The organism is Mycobacterium europaeum (assembly GCF_034555895.2).
Lineage (GTDB): Bacteria > Actinomycetota > Actinomycetes > Mycobacteriales > Mycobacteriaceae > Mycobacterium > Mycobacterium europaeum.
On the sequence record NZ_CP157315.1, the window covers coordinates 4519968 to 4535554 of the forward strand.

Genomic DNA, 15587 nt, shown 5'->3' on the forward strand with positions numbered 1-15587 from the left:
CACCGTTGCGGCTCATCGGCGGAGTGTAGCCTGGGCGGCATTGCGGCCGGTTAGGAGGACGAGCAATGGCAACCCAAAAAGCGTTACTTGCCGGCGGGTGTTTCTGGGGCATGCAAGAACTCATCCGCAAGCAGCCGGGCGTGGTTTCGACCCGGGTCGGTTACACCGGCGGCGACCTCCCGAACGCCACCTACCGCAATCACGGCACGCACGCCGAGGCGATCGAGATCGTCTTCGACCCGGCCATCACCGACTACCGCACCATGCTGGAGTTCTTCTTCCAGATCCACGATCCGACAACGAAGGACCGCCAGGGCAACGACCGCGGCCCCAGTTACCGGTCGGCCATCTTCTACCTCGACGGGGAGCAGAAGCGCGTCGCGCTGGACACCATCGCCGACGTGGAGGCCTCCGGGCTGTGGCCCGGCAAGGTGGTGACCGAGGTCAGCCCCGCCGGCGACTTCTGGGAGGCCGAGCCCGAGCACCAGGACTACCTGCAGCGCTACCCGAACGGGTACACCTGCCACTACATTCGCCCGGGCTGGAAACTGCCGCGCCGGGCCACCGCGGACCAGTAGGCGGCTCCCACTCCCGGCGCCGGTGTGCGCGGCCACCGAGATGGACATGCGATGGTGTGGCCCGCAACATCGACAGACGGGCCCTTCGAGCACGAGAATTCAACGGACAGGACGCGAAGCGCCCCAACGGTGGTGTGTGCTCCGCGCGCGCGTGAAAATCCACCGCTGAAGGAGCTTCGTGCCCATGCCGTCTCAACCCACCGTCTGGGATGTCACCTACGACCTGCTGCGCACGCTGGGCATGACGACGGTGTTCGGCAATCCCGGCTCAACGGAACAGACATTCCTCAAAAACTTCCCCGACGACTTCACCTACGTCCTGGGCCTCCAGGAGGCGTCGGTGCTGGCCATGGCCGACGGCTTCGCGCAATCCACGGGCGCGCCCGCCCTGGTGAACCTGCACACCGCCGCGGGCACCGGCAACGCCATGGGCAGCCTGATCGCCGCCTACAAGAGCAACACCCCCATGATCGTCACGGCCGGGCAGCAAACCCGCGAAATGCTCTTGTCTGAGCCGTATTTGACCAACACCGGCGAAACCTTGCTGCCGCTGCCGTGGGTGAAATGGGCATACCAGCCGGCCCGCGCCGAGGACGTACCCGCGGCATTCATGCGCGCCTACACAGTCGCGGTCCAGCCTCCGGCCGGCCCGGTCTATCTGTCCATCCCCCTTGATGATTGGGACAAGCCGGCGCTCGGGCCGGCCGTGGTGCGCACGGCCAGTTCGCGGACCGCACCGGACGCGGCGCGGCTCGCCGAATTCGCCGACCGCATCAACCGGGCGCAGCGTCCGCTGCTCGTCTTCGGTCCCGAGGTCGACCGGGCCGGCGCATGGGATGCCGCCATCGCGTTCGCCGACAAGGTGCACGCGCCGGTCTATGCGAGCGCTCTTCCTGATCGAGTGTCGTTCCCCGAGGACCATCCCCTGTACCAGGGCATGCTGCCGATGACGATCGCCGAGGTGAACGCCGTGCTGCAGGGCCATGATCTGGCTGTCGTCGTCGGCGCCCAAGTGTTCCGCTACTACCCGTACGTGGCCGGCGACCACCTGCCCGACGGCACCGAGTTGCTGCACATCACCGCCGACCCGTGGCTGGCGGGTGCGGCGCCGGTGGGTGACAGCCTGCTCAGTGACACGTTGCTGGCCCTGCGGCAGCTCGCCCCGCTCATCGAGTCCAAGCCGGGCCGTCCGACGCCCACGCCGTTGGACCGCAGCCCGGGCACCGTGGAACACGCCACCGCACCACTGACCCCGGCCCAGGTGTACGCCGCTCTCAACACGGTGAAGCCGCCGGAGGCAGCGCTGGTCAACGAATCGACGTCCACCATGGCCGAGCAGGCGCGCTGGCTGCCCACCCTGCATTCGGAGTCCTTCTTTGCCACCGGCAGCGGCGGTATCGGTTGGGGCGTCCCAGGTGCGGTCGGTGTCGCGCTGGGCGATCGCGCCCGCGGCCGCAAACGCGTCGTCGTGGCGACCATCGGAGACGGTTCCTTTCAGTATTCGATTCAGGCGATCTGGACAGCGGCGCAGCATCACTTGCCGATCGTCTTCGTCGTGATGCGCAACGGCGAGTACGCGGTGTTGAAATCCTTTGCGCTGCTTGAGAAGACTCCCAACGTGCCTGGCCTGGACTTGCCGGGACTCGACGTCCAGGCGCTGGCCACCGGCTTCGGGTGCCGGGCGGTCACCGTGGCCGGCACCGAGCAACTGGTAACGGAGTTCAACGCCGCGCTCGGGGCCGACGGCCCGACGGTGATCGTGGTACCCACCAAGCCGCAGCTCGCGCACCTCGGCTGACTCGCAATGCGTGCCATAGAGGTCACCCGCACCGGTGGCCCGGAGGTGCTGCGCTACGTCGAACGGCCGATCCCCGAACCCGGACTCGGGCAGGTGCTGATCAAGGCCGAGGCGATCGGCGTGAACTTCATCGACACCTACTTCCGCACCGGCATGTACCCGCACCCGTTGCCGTTTGTGCCCGGCAGCGAGGCGTGCGGCACCGTCGTCACACTCGGCGAACGTGTCGACCGGATCGGTGTCGGCGATCGGGTGGCCACCTCCGTCGCTCTCGGCGCCTACGCCGAGTACTGCGTGGCGCCAGCCGATTTGGTAACCCCAGTGCCTCACGGGATTTCGTCCGAGGTGGCGGCTTCCGCGCTGCTGAAGGGCCACACCGCACACCTGCTCATCAAGTCGGTCTACCCGGTGCGCCCCGGCGACACGGTGTTGTTGCACGCCGGCGCGGGCGGGGTCGGGCTGATCCTGACCCAGTGGGCAACGACTCTGGGCGCGCACGTCATCACCACCGTGTCGACGCCGCGTAAGGCCGCCCTGTCGCGGGCAGCGGGGGCGATCACCGTCACCACGGGCGAACGGTACCGCCTCCACGACGCCGCGCGTGCCCACCGCGACCTGGAGAGCCGCAAAACCCATGGCTCGACGGTGCTGATTCCCTGAGGCGGCCGACGGCACCGGCACCGGCTAGGCTGCCGCTATGCCGGCCGACCCCGTCGAAGCGCAGCTCGCAGCACTCGGCGGGGCACTGCTGTCGCGCGCCGACGAGCTCGCCGACACCATGGTGACGCTGATGCGCCGCGACGTCAGCTTCCATCGGACCGTCGCCCTTGTCACCGACGAACAACTGCGCCACGCGGTGCGGACCCATCTCGATTTCATTCTGGGCGTATTCGGGCACCCCGACCGGGATTACGACACCAGCGCGGCCGCCGCGACCGGCCGCAGCCGCGCTACCGCGGGCGTGCCCTTGCCTGCCGTCATGGACTCCTACCGGATCTGCGCACGGTTCTTGTGGGACGAGCTGCGCGCCGAGGCGCTGCGGTCGGAATCGGTCAGCGATGCCGGGCTGGTGCGCGCATCGTCGGCGATGTGGATGGCGCTCGAGGATTTCACCACCGCGATGGTGAGCGGGTACCAGCAGGAGATGGCCCGCCAGCTCGTCGGACGCCAGCAGGAGCGTTCGGCGATGGTGCAGGCGCTGATTGACGGCCGGCTCACCGACACCGTCGATCTCTGGAATACCGCCGACGCGCTGCGCATTTCGCTCCAGGGTCCGTACGTCGTGGTGTGCGCCGAATTGGCCAGCATCGGGCGGTCGGTGCTGCCGGGCGTCGAAGACCGGTTGGCCGGGCACGGGGTGTTTTCCGCCTGGCGGTTGCAGCCCGACATCGAGGTCGGGATCGTGCACCTTGGCCCGTCCGGGCAGCTCGACCTCATCGTGGGCGTGTTGAGCGACTATCCGCCGGTGCGGATCGGAATAAGCCCACCGATGGGCGACCTCGCGGACACCGCCGGCGCGTTGCGCTATGCGCGGATCGCGATGACGGCCTCGCGGCCCGACCGCGACCCGATCACCATCTTCGATCAGAAGGTGACGGCGGTGACCGCAGCGGCGGCGCCCGAAGTGATGAACCACATCGCCGCGAACGTGCTTGGCGCCCTTGATGATCTGCCCGCCCATGAGCGCGACGCGCTATTGGACACCCTGGAGGCTTGGTTCGACCACGGCGGTTCGGCGGAGCGCGCGGCCCAGGCACTGTATGTGCATCCCAACACGGTGCGACAACGGCTCCGCAAGCTCGAAGACAGAACGGGACGCCTGGTCACCGAACCCCGCTCCGCGGCCGAGCTGTGCATCGCCCTGGAAACCACCCGCCGCAACGCCGGCGACTGAACCATCCGGCCCGTCAGCGCCGGTGCACCACCACCCGGCCGCCGTCCTTCGGCGTGTAGGCGACGCCCCGGCCGTGCCACCGCTCCCCCGGAGCGGTGGTGGTCTCGATAGTGAAGTGGCGCAACACCGTTCGCAACACGACATCCATCTCCATGTTGGCGAACGCGGCCCCCACGCAGCGGCGGGTGCCACCGCCGAACGGAATCCACGCGAACGCGGACGGCTTGCTCCCGACGTACCGCTGCGGATCGAAGCGCTCCGGATCCGGGAACACGTCGGGGTTTTCGTGGATTTGCGCGATGCTCACCAGCAGGGAATCGCCGCGTGGAATGACCCACTCCCCGAGCTGATAGCGCGCCGGGTAGACGCGCCGGGCGGCGAAGTCGATGACCGTCCGGGCCCGCTGCACTTCCAGGATGGTCGCCAGGCGCAGCTCCTGACCGTCCTCGTCGGCCTCCTCGACCAGTGCCGCCAGCACATCCGGGTGTCGCGTCAGCCGCTCGAACGCCCACGCCAGCGTGGAGGCCGTGGTTTCGTGCCCGGCGGCCAGCAGCGTGAGCAGTTCGTCGCCGATGTCCTTGCGCGACATGACCGAACCGTCGTCGTAGGTGCTGCGCAGCATCAGTGCGAGCACGTCGGTGCGTTCCTCGAAATTCGGATCGGCCCGCTCGGCTTCGATCAGCCTGTCGATGACGATGTCGTACTGGCGGCGCCACTCGTCCAACCGCCCCCACGGGGTGTAGCGGCCGTAACTGCGTTTCGGCTTGGGCATGGTCGCCATCCGCGAGCCCAGCGTGACCCACGGCGGGATGAGGCGGCGCAGCTCGTCGAGTTCGGCGCCCTCGGCACCGAACACGGCGCGCAGGATCGCGTTGAGCGTGATGCGCATCATCGACGGCAGCGTCGGGAAGGCCTCGCCCTCGGGCCACCCTGCCGTCTCGCGCAGGGTCTCTTCCTCGATGATCGCCTCGTACTTCTTCATGCTCTTGCCGTGGAATGGGGGCGCCAGCAGCCGCCGGCGGCGGCGATGATCCTCCCCGTCGAGCGCGAACACGGAGCCGGAGCCGAACAGCCGGCTCAGATTGGGCTGGATGTTGCCGAGCTCGTCCGGGCTGGTGGTGAAGATCTGCTTGGCCAATTGCGGATCTCCGACCACCACGACCGGGCCGTAGATCGGCAGGTTCAGCGTGAATACGTCGCCGTGCCTGCGCGCCAGCCACTGAATCATCACCCGCCGCGACACCGCAAAACCCAGGCCCTGCAAGAACTTCGGCAGCCGGGTCGCCGGGGGCAACCTGACTGCGGCAGTGGCCGGCGGGGCGGTGACGACTTCGCTCATGGTGGGCTGCTCCCCATCTTCACCCCGGGACACCGGGGGTGGTACCGCGGTGTACCAGAACCGTTCGGACATACGGTACTCTGTGGTACCACAGCCTGACAAGGGTGCCGTACCGATAGAAAGGGGCGCCGGCCGTGACATCACCGACGACGGCAGCGGTCGACGACGCGGTTGTCGGCGACCCGTTCCGGGTCCGGCTGCTCGACGGCCTGGCCACCTCGATCGCCGAGCGCGGGTACCGGGCCAGCACCGTCGCCGATGTCGTCCGTAACGCCCGCACCTCCAAGCGCACCTTCTACGACCAGTTCGCGAGCAAGGAGGAGTGCTTCCTGGAGCTGCTGGGCTCCGACATCGAAAGGCTGGGCGAGTGCATCGTGGCGGCGGTCGACCCCGAGGCCGACTGGCATCAGCAGATTCGTCAGGCGGTCGAGGCCTACGTCGGTTACATCGAGTCCCGCCCCGCCATCACGCTGAGCTGGATCCGGGAACTCCCGTCGCTCGGCGCCGCCGCCCGCCCGGTGCAGCGGCGCGGGCTGCAGTTGCTGTCCAGCCTGCTGATCGACCTCAGCGCCAGCCCGGGCTTCCAGCGGGCCGCGCTGCCGCCGCTGACCGCCCCCTTGTCGGTCATCCTGCTCGGCGGTTTGCGCGAACTCACCGCCCTCGCCGTCGAAGATGGAAAACCGGTGCGGGGAATCGTCGAGCCGGCCGTCGACGCCTCCATAGCCCTGCTCGGCCCGCGACACTAGTCTCATTGCAGACCCCTCAACCAAACGGAGGACTCACGATGCGGCTGTCGACCCGAAACCAGCTCAAAGGGACCATCACCGAGGTCGACCTCGGTACCGTGATGGCGATCGTGAAGGTCAAGCTCGACGGCGGCGATCAGGTCGTCACGTCGTCGGTGACCAAGGACGCCGCAACCGATCTCGGACTCAAGGTCGGCCAACCGGCGACCGTGTTCATCAAGTCCACGGAAGTCACCATCGGCGTCGACTAGCCCATGGCGACGACCATGCGCGCCGAGCGCTTCTACGCCGACTCCAAACGGGTTGCGCTCGAAGATGTTCCAATACCGGAGCCCGGCCCGGGTGAGGTCCTGGTCAAGGTCGCCTTCTGCGGCATCTGCCACTCCGACCTGAGCCTGATCAACGGCACCTTCCCGGCGCAGCGTCCGGTGGTGACCCAGGGCCACGAAGCGTCGGGCACCATCGCCAAACTGGGCCCGGAGGTGACCGGCTGGGCCGAGGGCGACCGCGTCGTGGTCGCCGCCGGCCGGCCGTGCCAGACCTGCCCGAACTGCCGGCGCGGTGACGTCGTGAACTGCCTGCGGATCCAGCTGATGGCGTTCGCCTACGACGGTGCCTGGGCCGAGTTCACCGTGGCGCAGGCCGCGGGCCTGACCCGGGTGCCCGACAACGTGCCGCTCGAGCAGGCCGCGATCCTCGCCGACGCGGTGTCCACGCCGTTCGGCGCCGTCGTCCGCACGGGGAAGGTGGCGGTCGGCGAGTCGGTCGGCGTCTGGGGCGTCGGCGGCCTCGGCACGCACATCGTCCAGCTCGCGCGGTTGGTGGGCGCCGTCCCGATCGTCGCCGTCGACATCAACCCCGCCGTCTTGGAGCGGGCGCTGGCCGTCGGGGCGGACTACGCGTTCGACTCCCGCGACGACGGGCTGCGGGACAAGATCGCGGAGATCACCGGCGGGCGCCTGCTGGATGTGGCCTTCGACGCCGTCGGCCTCAAGGCGACGTTCGAGCAGGGGCTCGATTGCCTCACCCCGGGCGGCCGGCTGGTGGGCGTCGGGATGAGTGCCGAGGCGCCGACCGTGGGGCCCACCTCGCTGTTCGGCCTGACCCGCAAGCAGGTGCTGGGCCACCTGGGCTATCAGAACGTCGACATCGAAACCCTGGCGAAGCTGGTTTCGGCCGGGCGCCTTGACCTTTCACGGTCGATCAGCCGGATCGTCGCCCTGGAAGACGTGGCCCACGGCATCGAGATGCTCGAGCGGCAGGAGGGCGACCCGATTCGCATCCTGGTGCGGCCCTGAGGTCGCCCGCGCTCCACGACATATGACCAGTTGCGACGACGCGCCGAAAAGGCGCGCAGCGGTTTATGTTTCGTCGCGCAGGAAGGCCCGGACGCGGTCCAGCACCAGCTCGGGGCGCTGGTCGACGATCCAGTGGCCGACGCCGTCGACCAGCTCCACCTTGAAATCGCTGATGTGGTCGGCATAGCCGTCGGTCAGGTCGGGCGTGATGACCGGGTCTTCGGTGCCGGTCAGCCAGCGGACGGGTACCTCGACGCGGGCGTCGTCGTACTCGCCGCGCATCCAGCGCAGCATCTCCCCGGTCTGGAAGCTGCGATACCACCGGGAACCGGCTTCGGCATGGCCGGGCTGACGCATGCACTCGAGGTACATGGCGACGTCGTCGTCGGGCAGCGTGAAGCCGCCGCCCACCCATGACCCCAACAGGCGGACGAACCGCGAGTTGGGAGCGCTGATCACCCGGGGGCCGATGACCGGCAGGGAGATCGGGATCTGGTACCAGAACCGCCAGACGTTGCGGACCGTCGACAGGCCCCGCTTCACCCACGGCGCCACGGTGTTCACCCCGAAAAACCCGCTCACCTTTTCCGGGTGGCGCAGCATCATGATGAACGCGACCGGCCCGCCCCAGTCGTGGGCGACGAGCTTGACCGTCTGCACGTTCAACCGATCCAGGACGGCCGCCAGATCGTCGGCCATCTCGGCCTTGGTGTAGCTCGAGCGTGGCGCCGAGCTCCAGCCCGCGCCGCGCAGGTCGGGGCACAGCACGCGGTAGCCGTCGGCGGCCAGCGGGCCGATCAGGTTGTGCCATTCCCACCAGTTCTGGGGGAAGCCGTGCACCAGCATCACCGCCGGCCCGTCGGCTGGACCCGCGTCCGCGACGTGGATCGTCACACCGCTTCCCACATCCACGTACCTGTGTTCGACGCCGTCCAGCTCGGGCATGGTCACCATGCTTTGAGAAGGTAGCGGCCCGGCGTGGGTTAAGCCAGAAACCGTTCGACGTAGGGCGCGAAGCGGCGGCGCAGATCGGCCTCGTCCAACCCGAACATCTCGCAGGACGTCACGACGTTGCCCAGCCGGCCGCGGCGGTGGCCGGTCAGGTAGTCGTCGATCGCCGTTCGCGCCTCGTCGGTGAACGGCTCGTCGGCCAGGGCGTACACCCGCTGGGCCACCCCGAGCTCGTCGGCCATGAAGTCGTCGAAGCGGATGTCGATCGCGCGTTCCGGCCCGATGGTGTCGCGGTCGCGGACGAGGGCGGACAGCATGTCGTCCAGGCGTTCGATCCACGAGGCCGCAATGTCCTCCACCGGCACGGGCGTCCGGTGCATGCGGGCGGAGTAGGTGATCATCGCGATCATCGACAGCGCCACCGGCACCGGGTCGCGGTGGGTGAACACGACGATGCTGCCGGGGAAGACGCGATCCAGCACCGGCACCTGCTCGAGGTGTTGGGGCGACTTGAGCAGCCAGCGCCGCCCGCCCCGCAGGAACTGCATGGCCTTGAGTTGCCGGGCGAGGTACTGATAGTGCGGCGTCTGGTCGTGCGCCCGGTAGTACTCACGCCAGCCCGGTACCTCGGCCAGCGTCTCGAACAGCATGGTCGAGAAGTCGTTGGCGAGCAGCTGGATCTCTTCGTGCACGTGGTCGGTGGTCATCTCGTGCATCAGCGGGAAGTGGGGCATCACCGTGTTGATCACCCCGACCGCGACGTCCATGCGCGCCCGCCGCGGGTCGGGCTCGACACCGGCCTCGGCCGGCACGGGGAACGGTTCGGCGCTCTCCCAATACGGCATGGTGCGGAAGGTGGGCGGCGCCGCCAGCAGGTTGTGCAGGTGGGTGGTGCCGGTGCGGGGCAAGCCGGCGATCACCACCGGCGGTTGCAGCTCGATGTCGTCGATCTCGGGGTGCCGCCGCAACAGGTCGGTCAGCAGGAGCCGGTTCTTGAGCAACTGCAGCAGCTGGCCGTAGAAGTTCACCACCCCGGCCCCGTGCAGGCCGTCGATGTCGCGCAGCGCGGCGAGGTAGACGTCGAGCCGCTCGCGGTAGTCCGACGGGCCGAAGTCGTCGAGGCCGGTGTCGGCGGTGGCCCGGGCGTGCAGCGCGTCGGCGTCGAGCGGGCAGTCGGGCGCCAGCGAGGCCATCATGTCGAGGATCTGCTGGGCCTCGGCGCCGAATCGGGGCCGGGCGAGGTCGTCGAGGAGAACGGCGTCGGTCACGGCGACTTATGTTACTCTCGGTTTCGTAATGGTAGTGGATTTTGGCCGACCCCGTGACCCGCGCATCGACGGAGCGGTGCTGAGCGCCACCGTCGAACTGCTCGCCGAGACCGGCTATGCCGGGCTGTTGGTCTCCGCGATCGCCGACCGCGCCGGCACCAGCAAGCCCGCGATCTACCGGCGCTGGCCGAGCAAGGCACACCTCGTGCACGAGGCGGTGTTTCCCATCGGCGCCGCGACCGAGCTGCCCGACACCGGGTCCCTGCCCGAGGATCTGCGCGAGATGGTCCGTCGCTCAATGGTTTTCCTGACCACACCGGCCGCCCGGGCGGCCTTGCCGGGCCTGGTGGCCGAGATGGCCGCCGACCCGTCCCTGCATGCGGCGCTGCTGGAGCGGTTCGCCGGCGTCATCGGCGGCGGCCTCGCCGAGTTGCTGGCGCGGGCCGCGGACCGCGGCGAGGTAAGGCCCGACGTGACCGCCACCGAACTGACCGAGGCCATCGCCGGCATCACGCTGATGGGCTTGCTCACCCGCGTCACCGAGCTCGACTCCGAGACCGGGCAGGCCTGGATCGACCGCACCACCACGTTGCTCCTGAAGGGAATCCGCGCATGACGCACGAAACGACCGCCGCGTGGCAGGACCTGCTCGGCACCCTCGGCGCCCTGGACCGGTCCTTCACGGAGGGCGACCGGGCGGTCACCGACGACCGGCACGTCGCCGACGGCTACCGCATGCTGGCCAGCACGCTCGGCGTGGCCTTCGACGCCTACCTGTTCACCGAACCCGGCCGGCCCCAGTTCGTCGCGGTGAACACGCCGTTCCGCCGCGACCGGCGCTGGGGCGGTGACAACACCGACGCCTACTACTTCGTCTGCCCGGTCGACCCGGAGCGCCGCTACCGCATCAGCGGCAACAAGGGTGACAGCGTGTACTTCTCGGTGACCGCTTACAACGAGCCGTCACCGGGCGCGTGGTCCGACCGGGTGGTCGCGATCGTCCGGGACAGCGATCTGGACGTCCTCGATATTGATGCCGACGGCAACTTCGCCTTCGAACTCGGCCCCACGCCCGACGCCGCCGTGCTGATGACCCGCGACTACCAGGCCGACCCGCTGACCGGGCGCCCCGTCACCTGGCGGATCGAGGCGCTCGACGCGCCGGACCCCATCCGGCACGGCGACGCCGAGACGGCGGCACGCCTGCGCGCCGTCGCGACCTGGTTGCGCACCATGTTCGCGATCGTGCCGCTCGCGGTCGGCACCCGGGTCGACGACGATCACTCCCTCGGGCACGAAACGGCGCACGCGGCAAACGAATTCGCCGACCCCTATCAGGTCCCCGACGCGAACTTCGGCTGGTCGGCGCGCGACGCCTGCTACGCGTACGGCAGCTTCGTGCTCGACGACGACGAAGCGCTGGTGATCACGCACCGCCCGCCCACCTGCCGGTTCTGGAACCTGGTGGTGTGGAACCAGTTCATGGCCACGTTCGGCGCCGCCGAGGGCCCCGACGTCCGCTGCTCGATCAACGGGCACAGCGCCGCGTTCAACGCCGACGGCTCGGTGACGATCGTGTTGTCCCGCGCGATGACCGGCCATCCGAATTCGCTGACCACGCTGGGCTATCCGCGCGGGAACCTCGCCTTCCGGTGGTTTTTGGCCGATGGGGTGCCGGCGCGGCCGGAGGTGAAGCTGGTGAAGGCTTCGCTGGCGCCGACCGCCACCACCTGACCCGGCGAGCGTGGGCCCCGGGTACGCGAATCGCCCCGAATTCGTCCATCGCCCCCACGCTCGAGAGTCAGGTTTCGCGGACCAACTCGATGGCCCGGCCGAGCGTGCGCAGCTTCGCCTCCAGCGTGTCGCCGGCCGGATACATCCGCACGGTGTTCACGCCCGCGTCCCGCCACACCGCAAGCCGGGCGCGCACCAACTCCTCGGTGCCGATCAGCGTGGTGGCCAGCACCATGTCGTCGGTGGCCAACGCGGCCGCGCCGTCGCGGTCACCGCGCTGCCAGCGCTCGCGGACCTCGGCGGCGACGTCGGCCCAGCCCTGCCGGCTGTAGGCCCGGTTGTAGAAGTTGGTGCTCGCGGACCCCATCCCGCCAAGGCTGAAGGCGAGCTCTTTCCTGCGGCCGGCGACCATGCCACGCAGTTCCTCCTCGTCGGCGGCGAAGGCGACCTCGGCCCCCTGGCAGACGTCGATGTCGGCGCGCCTGCGGCCGGCGGCGGCCAGGCCGTCGTCGAGGTGCGAGAAGTAGGCGTTGCCCGCGCCCTCCGGGACGAAGCTGGTACCCAGCCAGCCGTCGGCGACCCGCCCGGTCAACCGCAGCATCGCCGGGGACAGCGCGGCCAGGTAGACGGGGATGGGATGCTCGGGCCGGGTCGACAATCGCATCGGCACGCCCTCACCCCCGGGCAGCGGGATGTGAAAATGCTTGCCGGAGTAAGAGACTTTCCCCCCGGTGCACACCTGCCGCACGATGTCGACGGTTTCGGCGATGCGGCCCAGGGGCCGGCCGAACGAGACGCCGTGCAGCCCCTCGATCACCTGGGGGCCGGACGCGCCCAGGCCGAGCAGGAACCGCCCGCCCGACAGGTTGGACAGGGTGATCGCCGTCTGGGCGACCATGACGGGCGAGCGGACGCCGACCTGCAGCACGCCCGAGCCGAGCAGGATCCGCTCGGTGCGCGCCGCGAGGTAGCCCAGCGCCGACGGCGCGTCGGAGCCCCAGGCCTCGGCGACCCAGCACACGTCGAGGCCCAGCTTCTCCGCCTCGACGACGAACGTCGCGGTGTCACGACCGGCGCTGGACAACTCGACCGTCGTGGCGGTGCGCATCAGCGCACCCCGTGCTCGGCCAGCCTCTTGATCGCCGCGAGGGTCTTGCCCATCGCGCCCTCGAACTCGCGCATCCGCACGAAGACGATCTTCTGTTCCTTGTCGGGCATCGACTCGATGGCCACCGACAGCCCCGAGCGCCCCGGCCCCATCTGCATCCAGTAGCTCAGCGCCGTGCCGCCGTCGCGGGGTGTCAGGCGGAACCGCCACATCGCCGCGGGATTGGCGGGATCGCCCACGGCCCAGGCGAATTCGCGGGGCTCGTCGCACGCGACGATCTGCGAGGTGGCGCTCCATTGCCCGAACGCGTCGTGTCGGTTGTGTCCGATGAACCGGGCGCCCACGCACGGGGCGTCGGCGCCCTCGGCCCACTCCACGGCTTGCAGCTCATTGCTCAGCGTCGGCATCAGTTTGATGTCGGAAACCAGGCTCCACACCCGGGCGGGTTCCGCGTCGATCCACGTCGATGCCTCCACCGTCGGTTTGTCCGCGTAGCGCGCGCCGGTCCATTCCACGACGCCCATTGTCCCCCGCGCGCAAGACCCGGGCGCGGGGGACGTGGGCCGCCGTCAGGCGGCGGCGGGCACCGGACCGGGCGCCCGGTCGTTCGTCACCCTGCGCAGGACCGAGTCCGGGAAGGTGAGCCGGACGATCTTGCGGACGACGGTGCCGAACTGGCGCAGCAGGGGGCCGCGGTTGTAGGGGATGCCGTAGCGCTGGCAGATCTCTTGGACCTCCGGCGCGATCTCGGCGTAGCGACGGGCCGGCATGTCCGGGAACAGGTGGTGCTCGATCTGGTGCGACAGGTTGCCGGAGAGCAGGTGGAAGAGCTTGCCGCCGGTGAGGTTCGCCGAACCGAGAACCTGGCGGAAATACCACATGCCGCGCGACTCGTCCCTGGTCTCCTCGACAGTGAATTCCTGGGTGCCGTCGGGGAAGTGGCCGCAGAAGATGATCATGTACGACCACACGTTGCGCATCAGGTTGGCGGTGAGGTTGCCGGTGAAGACGAACGGCGCGAACGGCCCGGCCAGCAGCGGGAAGGCGACGTAGTCCTTGAGCGTCTGCCGGCGCGTCTTGCGCCAGATCTCGCGCAGCACCTCGCGTTTGTCGGCGAGCTCGATCTCGCCCGAGCGGATGCGCTCGGTTTCCAGCTCGTGCAGCGCGACGCCGTACTGGAACAGCACCATCAGCAGGAAGGCGTAGACCGGGTTGCCGAGGAAGTAGGGCGTCCAGCGCTGGTCCTCGCTCATCCGCAGGATGCCGTAGCCGATGTCGCGGTCCATGCCCACGATGTTGGTGTGGGTGTGGTGCATGTAGTTGTGCGAGTGGCGCCACTGATCGGCCGGGCATGCGGTGTCCCACTCGAAGGAGCGGCCGGAGATGTTCGGGTCGCGCATCCAGTCGTACTGACCGTGCATGATGTTGTGGCCGATCTCCATGTTGTCAAGGATTTTCGACAACCCGAGCATCGTGGTTCCCAGCAGCCAGGCGGGCGGCAGGAACAGCAGCGCCCGGCCGCCGACCTCCAGCGCGCGCTGGGTTTTGATGACGCGGCGGATGTAGTCGGCATCCTCCGCGCCCAGGTCGGCCATCACGCGTTCCCTGATGGCGTCCAGCTCGCGGCCGAATGCGTCGGCCTGTTCGGGGGTGAGGTGAATCGTGTTCTGTGTCATGGCTTTCCTTCAAGAAAATTGTCGCTAGAGGGATAACTCGACGTCGCCGACCGGCACGGAGACGCAGATCTGCACGTCCTCGTCGGGACCGGTCGAGACCGCCCCGGTGATCAGGTTGCGCACCGTCCCGGCGGTTTTCCGCCGGGTACAGGTGTGGCAGATGCCCATCCGGCAGCCGTTCTCCGGTGTCAGGCCCGCCGACTCCGCCTGTTCCAGCAGCGAGCGCCCGTCGTCGACGACATCGACCCCGCTGTCGGAGAAGGTGACCCGCCCGCCCGAGGGATTGGCCGGCGCCTCGAACGACGGCGGCACGAAGCTCTCGGTGCAGACGTTGTCGCAGTGATTTCGGACGGCGTCGACCAAGGGCGTTGGCCCGCAGACGAACACCGCGTCCGGGGATGGCATCGCGGCGGCCAGGTGTGCGGCGCCGAATCGACCGGCGAGGTCGCCGCCGTCGGATCGGGTGTAGCCGTGCAGCACGCGGACGCCGGGCAGCGCGGCGAGCTCGTCGCGGTAGCACGCCTCGGCCGCCGTGCGGGCGTAATGGACGAACGCGATCTCGCCCGGGTGGCCCTCGGCGACCAGGGTGCGCAGCATCGCCATCACCGGCGTGATGCCGCTTCCACCGGAAACGAAGAGGATTCGGCGCGGCCTGTGCTGCGGCAGCGTGAAGTCGCCGCCGACCCCGGCCAAGCCGACCACCATGCCGCGGTGGGCGTGCTCGTACAGGTAGGTCGAGACCAGCCCGCCGTCGTGCCTGCCGATCGTCAGCTCGAGCCGGGCCGCGCCCTCGGCGTTGGCCGGCGAATAGCAGCGGGTGTGCCGGCGGCCGTCGATCTCGACGGTGAGGTTGACGTATCGGCCGGCCCTGACGGTCCAGGCGGACGTGAAGCGCTCGTTCGGGGCGAGAACGAGGGTGACGCTGCGGGCGGTGGTCCGGCGGACGTCGATCACCTTGGCGCGGCCCTCGCCCAGCGTCCAGGTCGGCGCCACCAGCTCGGTGTACCGGTCGACGCCGTGTGGACCGGTGAGCAGGTCGAGAAGGTCTGAACCCAAGACGCGCTTCCGAAACGTGCGAGCGAGGGCCCGACCAGAACTCTGAGCGGTTTGAGTGAACATATGTACACCGTGCGGCCGCACCACCCGGTCAGTCAAGGGTTTACTGCAGCTCTGTGGTAGGGTTCACATAGTGAACAG

Annotated in this window: 15 protein-coding genes and 1 pseudogene; 9 read left to right on the forward strand and 7 right to left on the reverse strand. The window is 69.0% G+C overall.

What is annotated here, in order from left to right:
* The first annotated feature begins 65 nt into the window (after window positions 1-65).
* The 4 genes and pseudogenes from msrA (at window position 66) to U8D42_RS20850 (ending at window position 4270) form a co-directional block, all read left to right on the forward strand.
* Entirely contained in the window at window positions 66-578 is a 513-nt protein-coding gene (gene msrA / locus U8D42_RS20835) for a peptide-methionine (S)-S-oxide reductase MsrA (RefSeq protein ID WP_322858381.1), read from the forward strand.
* Between the two features lie 184 nt (window positions 579-762).
* The gene (mdlC, locus tag U8D42_RS20840) at window positions 763-2376 is read left to right on the forward strand and encodes a benzoylformate decarboxylase (protein ID WP_322858380.1); all 1614 of its coding nucleotides are present in this window, start codon (window positions 763-765) and stop codon (window positions 2374-2376) included.
* A gap of 6 nt (window positions 2377-2382) precedes the next feature.
* A pseudogene (locus tag U8D42_RS20845) lies at window positions 2383-2931 on the forward strand (alcohol dehydrogenase catalytic domain-containing protein); the annotation flags it as partial.
* A 142-nt stretch (window positions 2932-3073) separates the two neighbouring features.
* On the forward strand, window positions 3074-4270 hold the full coding sequence (locus U8D42_RS20850; protein WP_322858377.1) for a PucR family transcriptional regulator: 1197 nt from the start codon (window positions 3074-3076) through the stop codon (window positions 4268-4270).
* Between the two features lie 13 nt (window positions 4271-4283).
* Here U8D42_RS20850 and U8D42_RS20855 read toward each other — a convergent pair whose 3' ends face one another.
* Window positions 4284-5609, reverse strand: a complete 1326-nt coding sequence (locus U8D42_RS20855) for a cytochrome P450 (protein WP_322858376.1) — start codon at window positions 5607-5609, stop codon at window positions 4284-4286.
* A 134-nt stretch (window positions 5610-5743) separates the two neighbouring features.
* On the opposite strand from U8D42_RS20855, the gene U8D42_RS20860 reads away from it, so the two are divergent.
* The 3 genes from U8D42_RS20860 to U8D42_RS20870 are packed head-to-tail and all read left to right on the forward strand — an operon-like array spanning window position 5744 to window position 7653.
* Window positions 5744-6355: a TetR/AcrR family transcriptional regulator gene (locus tag U8D42_RS20860; protein WP_085239451.1), complete on the forward strand. Its 612-nt coding sequence runs from the start codon at window positions 5744-5746 to the stop codon at window positions 6353-6355.
* Window positions 6356-6393: 38 nt separating this feature from the next.
* A complete protein-coding gene (locus tag U8D42_RS20865) occupies window positions 6394-6606 on the forward strand; it encodes a TOBE domain-containing protein (protein WP_066949331.1) in 213 nt (70 codons plus the stop codon).
* Between the two features lie 3 nt (window positions 6607-6609).
* A complete protein-coding gene (locus U8D42_RS20870) occupies window positions 6610-7653 on the forward strand; it encodes a zinc-binding dehydrogenase (protein ID WP_322858375.1) in 1044 nt (347 codons plus the stop codon).
* A gap of 63 nt (window positions 7654-7716) precedes the next feature.
* Here U8D42_RS20870 and U8D42_RS20875 read toward each other — a convergent pair whose 3' ends face one another.
* Window positions 7717-8607, reverse strand: coding sequence for an alpha/beta fold hydrolase (locus tag U8D42_RS20875; protein ID WP_322858374.1), 891 nt, complete (start codon window positions 8605-8607; stop codon window positions 7717-7719).
* A 29-nt stretch (window positions 8608-8636) separates the two neighbouring features.
* Window positions 8637-9872, reverse strand: coding sequence for a sulfotransferase family protein (locus U8D42_RS20880; RefSeq protein WP_322858373.1), 1236 nt, complete (start codon window positions 9870-9872; stop codon window positions 8637-8639).
* Window positions 9873-9900: 28 nt separating this feature from the next.
* Between U8D42_RS20880 and U8D42_RS20885 the strand changes: the two genes are divergently transcribed.
* Both U8D42_RS20885 and U8D42_RS20890 read left to right on the forward strand, forming a co-directional pair.
* Complete coding sequence (locus U8D42_RS20885; RefSeq protein WP_085239447.1) at window positions 9901-10488, forward strand: TetR/AcrR family transcriptional regulator; 588 nt, start codon at window positions 9901-9903, stop codon at window positions 10486-10488.
* Window positions 10485-11606 (forward strand): DUF1214 domain-containing protein, encoded by a 1122-nt coding sequence (locus U8D42_RS20890; protein ID WP_322858372.1) that lies wholly within the window; start codon window positions 10485-10487, stop codon window positions 11604-11606. The genes U8D42_RS20885 and U8D42_RS20890 overlap by 4 nt, the downstream gene beginning before the upstream one ends.
* A gap of 67 nt (window positions 11607-11673) precedes the next feature.
* Here U8D42_RS20890 and U8D42_RS20895 read toward each other — a convergent pair whose 3' ends face one another.
* The 4 genes from U8D42_RS20895 to U8D42_RS20910 are packed head-to-tail and all read right to left on the reverse strand — an operon-like array spanning window position 11674 to window position 15509.
* Complete coding sequence (locus U8D42_RS20895; RefSeq protein ID WP_322858371.1) at window positions 11674-12714, reverse strand: LLM class flavin-dependent oxidoreductase; 1041 nt, start codon at window positions 12712-12714, stop codon at window positions 11674-11676.
* Window positions 12714-13238, reverse strand: coding sequence for an SRPBCC family protein (locus U8D42_RS20900; protein ID WP_208859325.1), 525 nt, complete (start codon window positions 13236-13238; stop codon window positions 12714-12716). The genes U8D42_RS20895 and U8D42_RS20900 overlap by 1 nt, the downstream gene beginning before the upstream one ends.
* 45 nt (window positions 13239-13283) lie before the next feature.
* Window positions 13284-14390, reverse strand: coding sequence for a fatty acid desaturase family protein (locus U8D42_RS20905; protein ID WP_322858370.1), 1107 nt, complete (start codon window positions 14388-14390; stop codon window positions 13284-13286).
* Window positions 14391-14414: 24 nt separating this feature from the next.
* On the reverse strand, window positions 14415-15509 hold the full coding sequence (locus U8D42_RS20910; RefSeq protein WP_322858369.1) for a ferredoxin reductase: 1095 nt from the start codon (window positions 15507-15509) through the stop codon (window positions 14415-14417).
* Window positions 15510-15587 lie beyond the last annotated feature (78 nt).

Coding starts and splice junctions, on each gene's coding strand:
- mdlC (WP_322858380.1), top strand. CDS start 763: ATGCCGTCTCAACCCACCGTCTGGGATGTCACCTACGACCTGCTGCGC.
- U8D42_RS20865 (WP_066949331.1), top strand. CDS start 6,394: ATGCGGCTGTCGACCCGAAACCAGCTCAAAGGGACCATCACCGAGGTC.
- U8D42_RS20885 (WP_085239447.1), top strand. CDS start 9,901: ATGGTAGTGGATTTTGGCCGACCCCGTGACCCGCGCATCGACGGAGCG.
- U8D42_RS20895 (WP_322858371.1), bottom strand. CDS start 12,714: ATGCGCACCGCCACGACGGTCGAGTTGTCCAGCGCCGGTCGTGACACC.
- U8D42_RS20870 (WP_322858375.1), top strand. CDS start 6,610: ATGGCGACGACCATGCGCGCCGAGCGCTTCTACGCCGACTCCAAACGG.
- U8D42_RS20875 (WP_322858374.1), bottom strand. CDS start 8,607: ATGGTGACCATGCCCGAGCTGGACGGCGTCGAACACAGGTACGTGGAT.
- U8D42_RS20890 (WP_322858372.1), top strand. CDS start 10,485: ATGACGCACGAAACGACCGCCGCGTGGCAGGACCTGCTCGGCACCCTC.
- U8D42_RS20900 (WP_208859325.1), bottom strand. CDS start 13,238: ATGGGCGTCGTGGAATGGACCGGCGCGCGCTACGCGGACAAACCGACG.
- U8D42_RS20850 (WP_322858377.1), top strand. CDS start 3,074: ATGCCGGCCGACCCCGTCGAAGCGCAGCTCGCAGCACTCGGCGGGGCA.
- U8D42_RS20905 (WP_322858370.1), bottom strand. CDS start 14,390: ATGACACAGAACACGATTCACCTCACCCCCGAACAGGCCGACGCATTC.
- U8D42_RS20855 (WP_322858376.1), bottom strand. CDS start 5,609: ATGAGCGAAGTCGTCACCGCCCCGCCGGCCACTGCCGCAGTCAGGTTG.
- U8D42_RS20910 (WP_322858369.1), bottom strand. CDS start 15,509: ATGTTCACTCAAACCGCTCAGAGTTCTGGTCGGGCCCTCGCTCGCACG.
- msrA (WP_322858381.1), top strand. CDS start 66: ATGGCAACCCAAAAAGCGTTACTTGCCGGCGGGTGTTTCTGGGGCATG.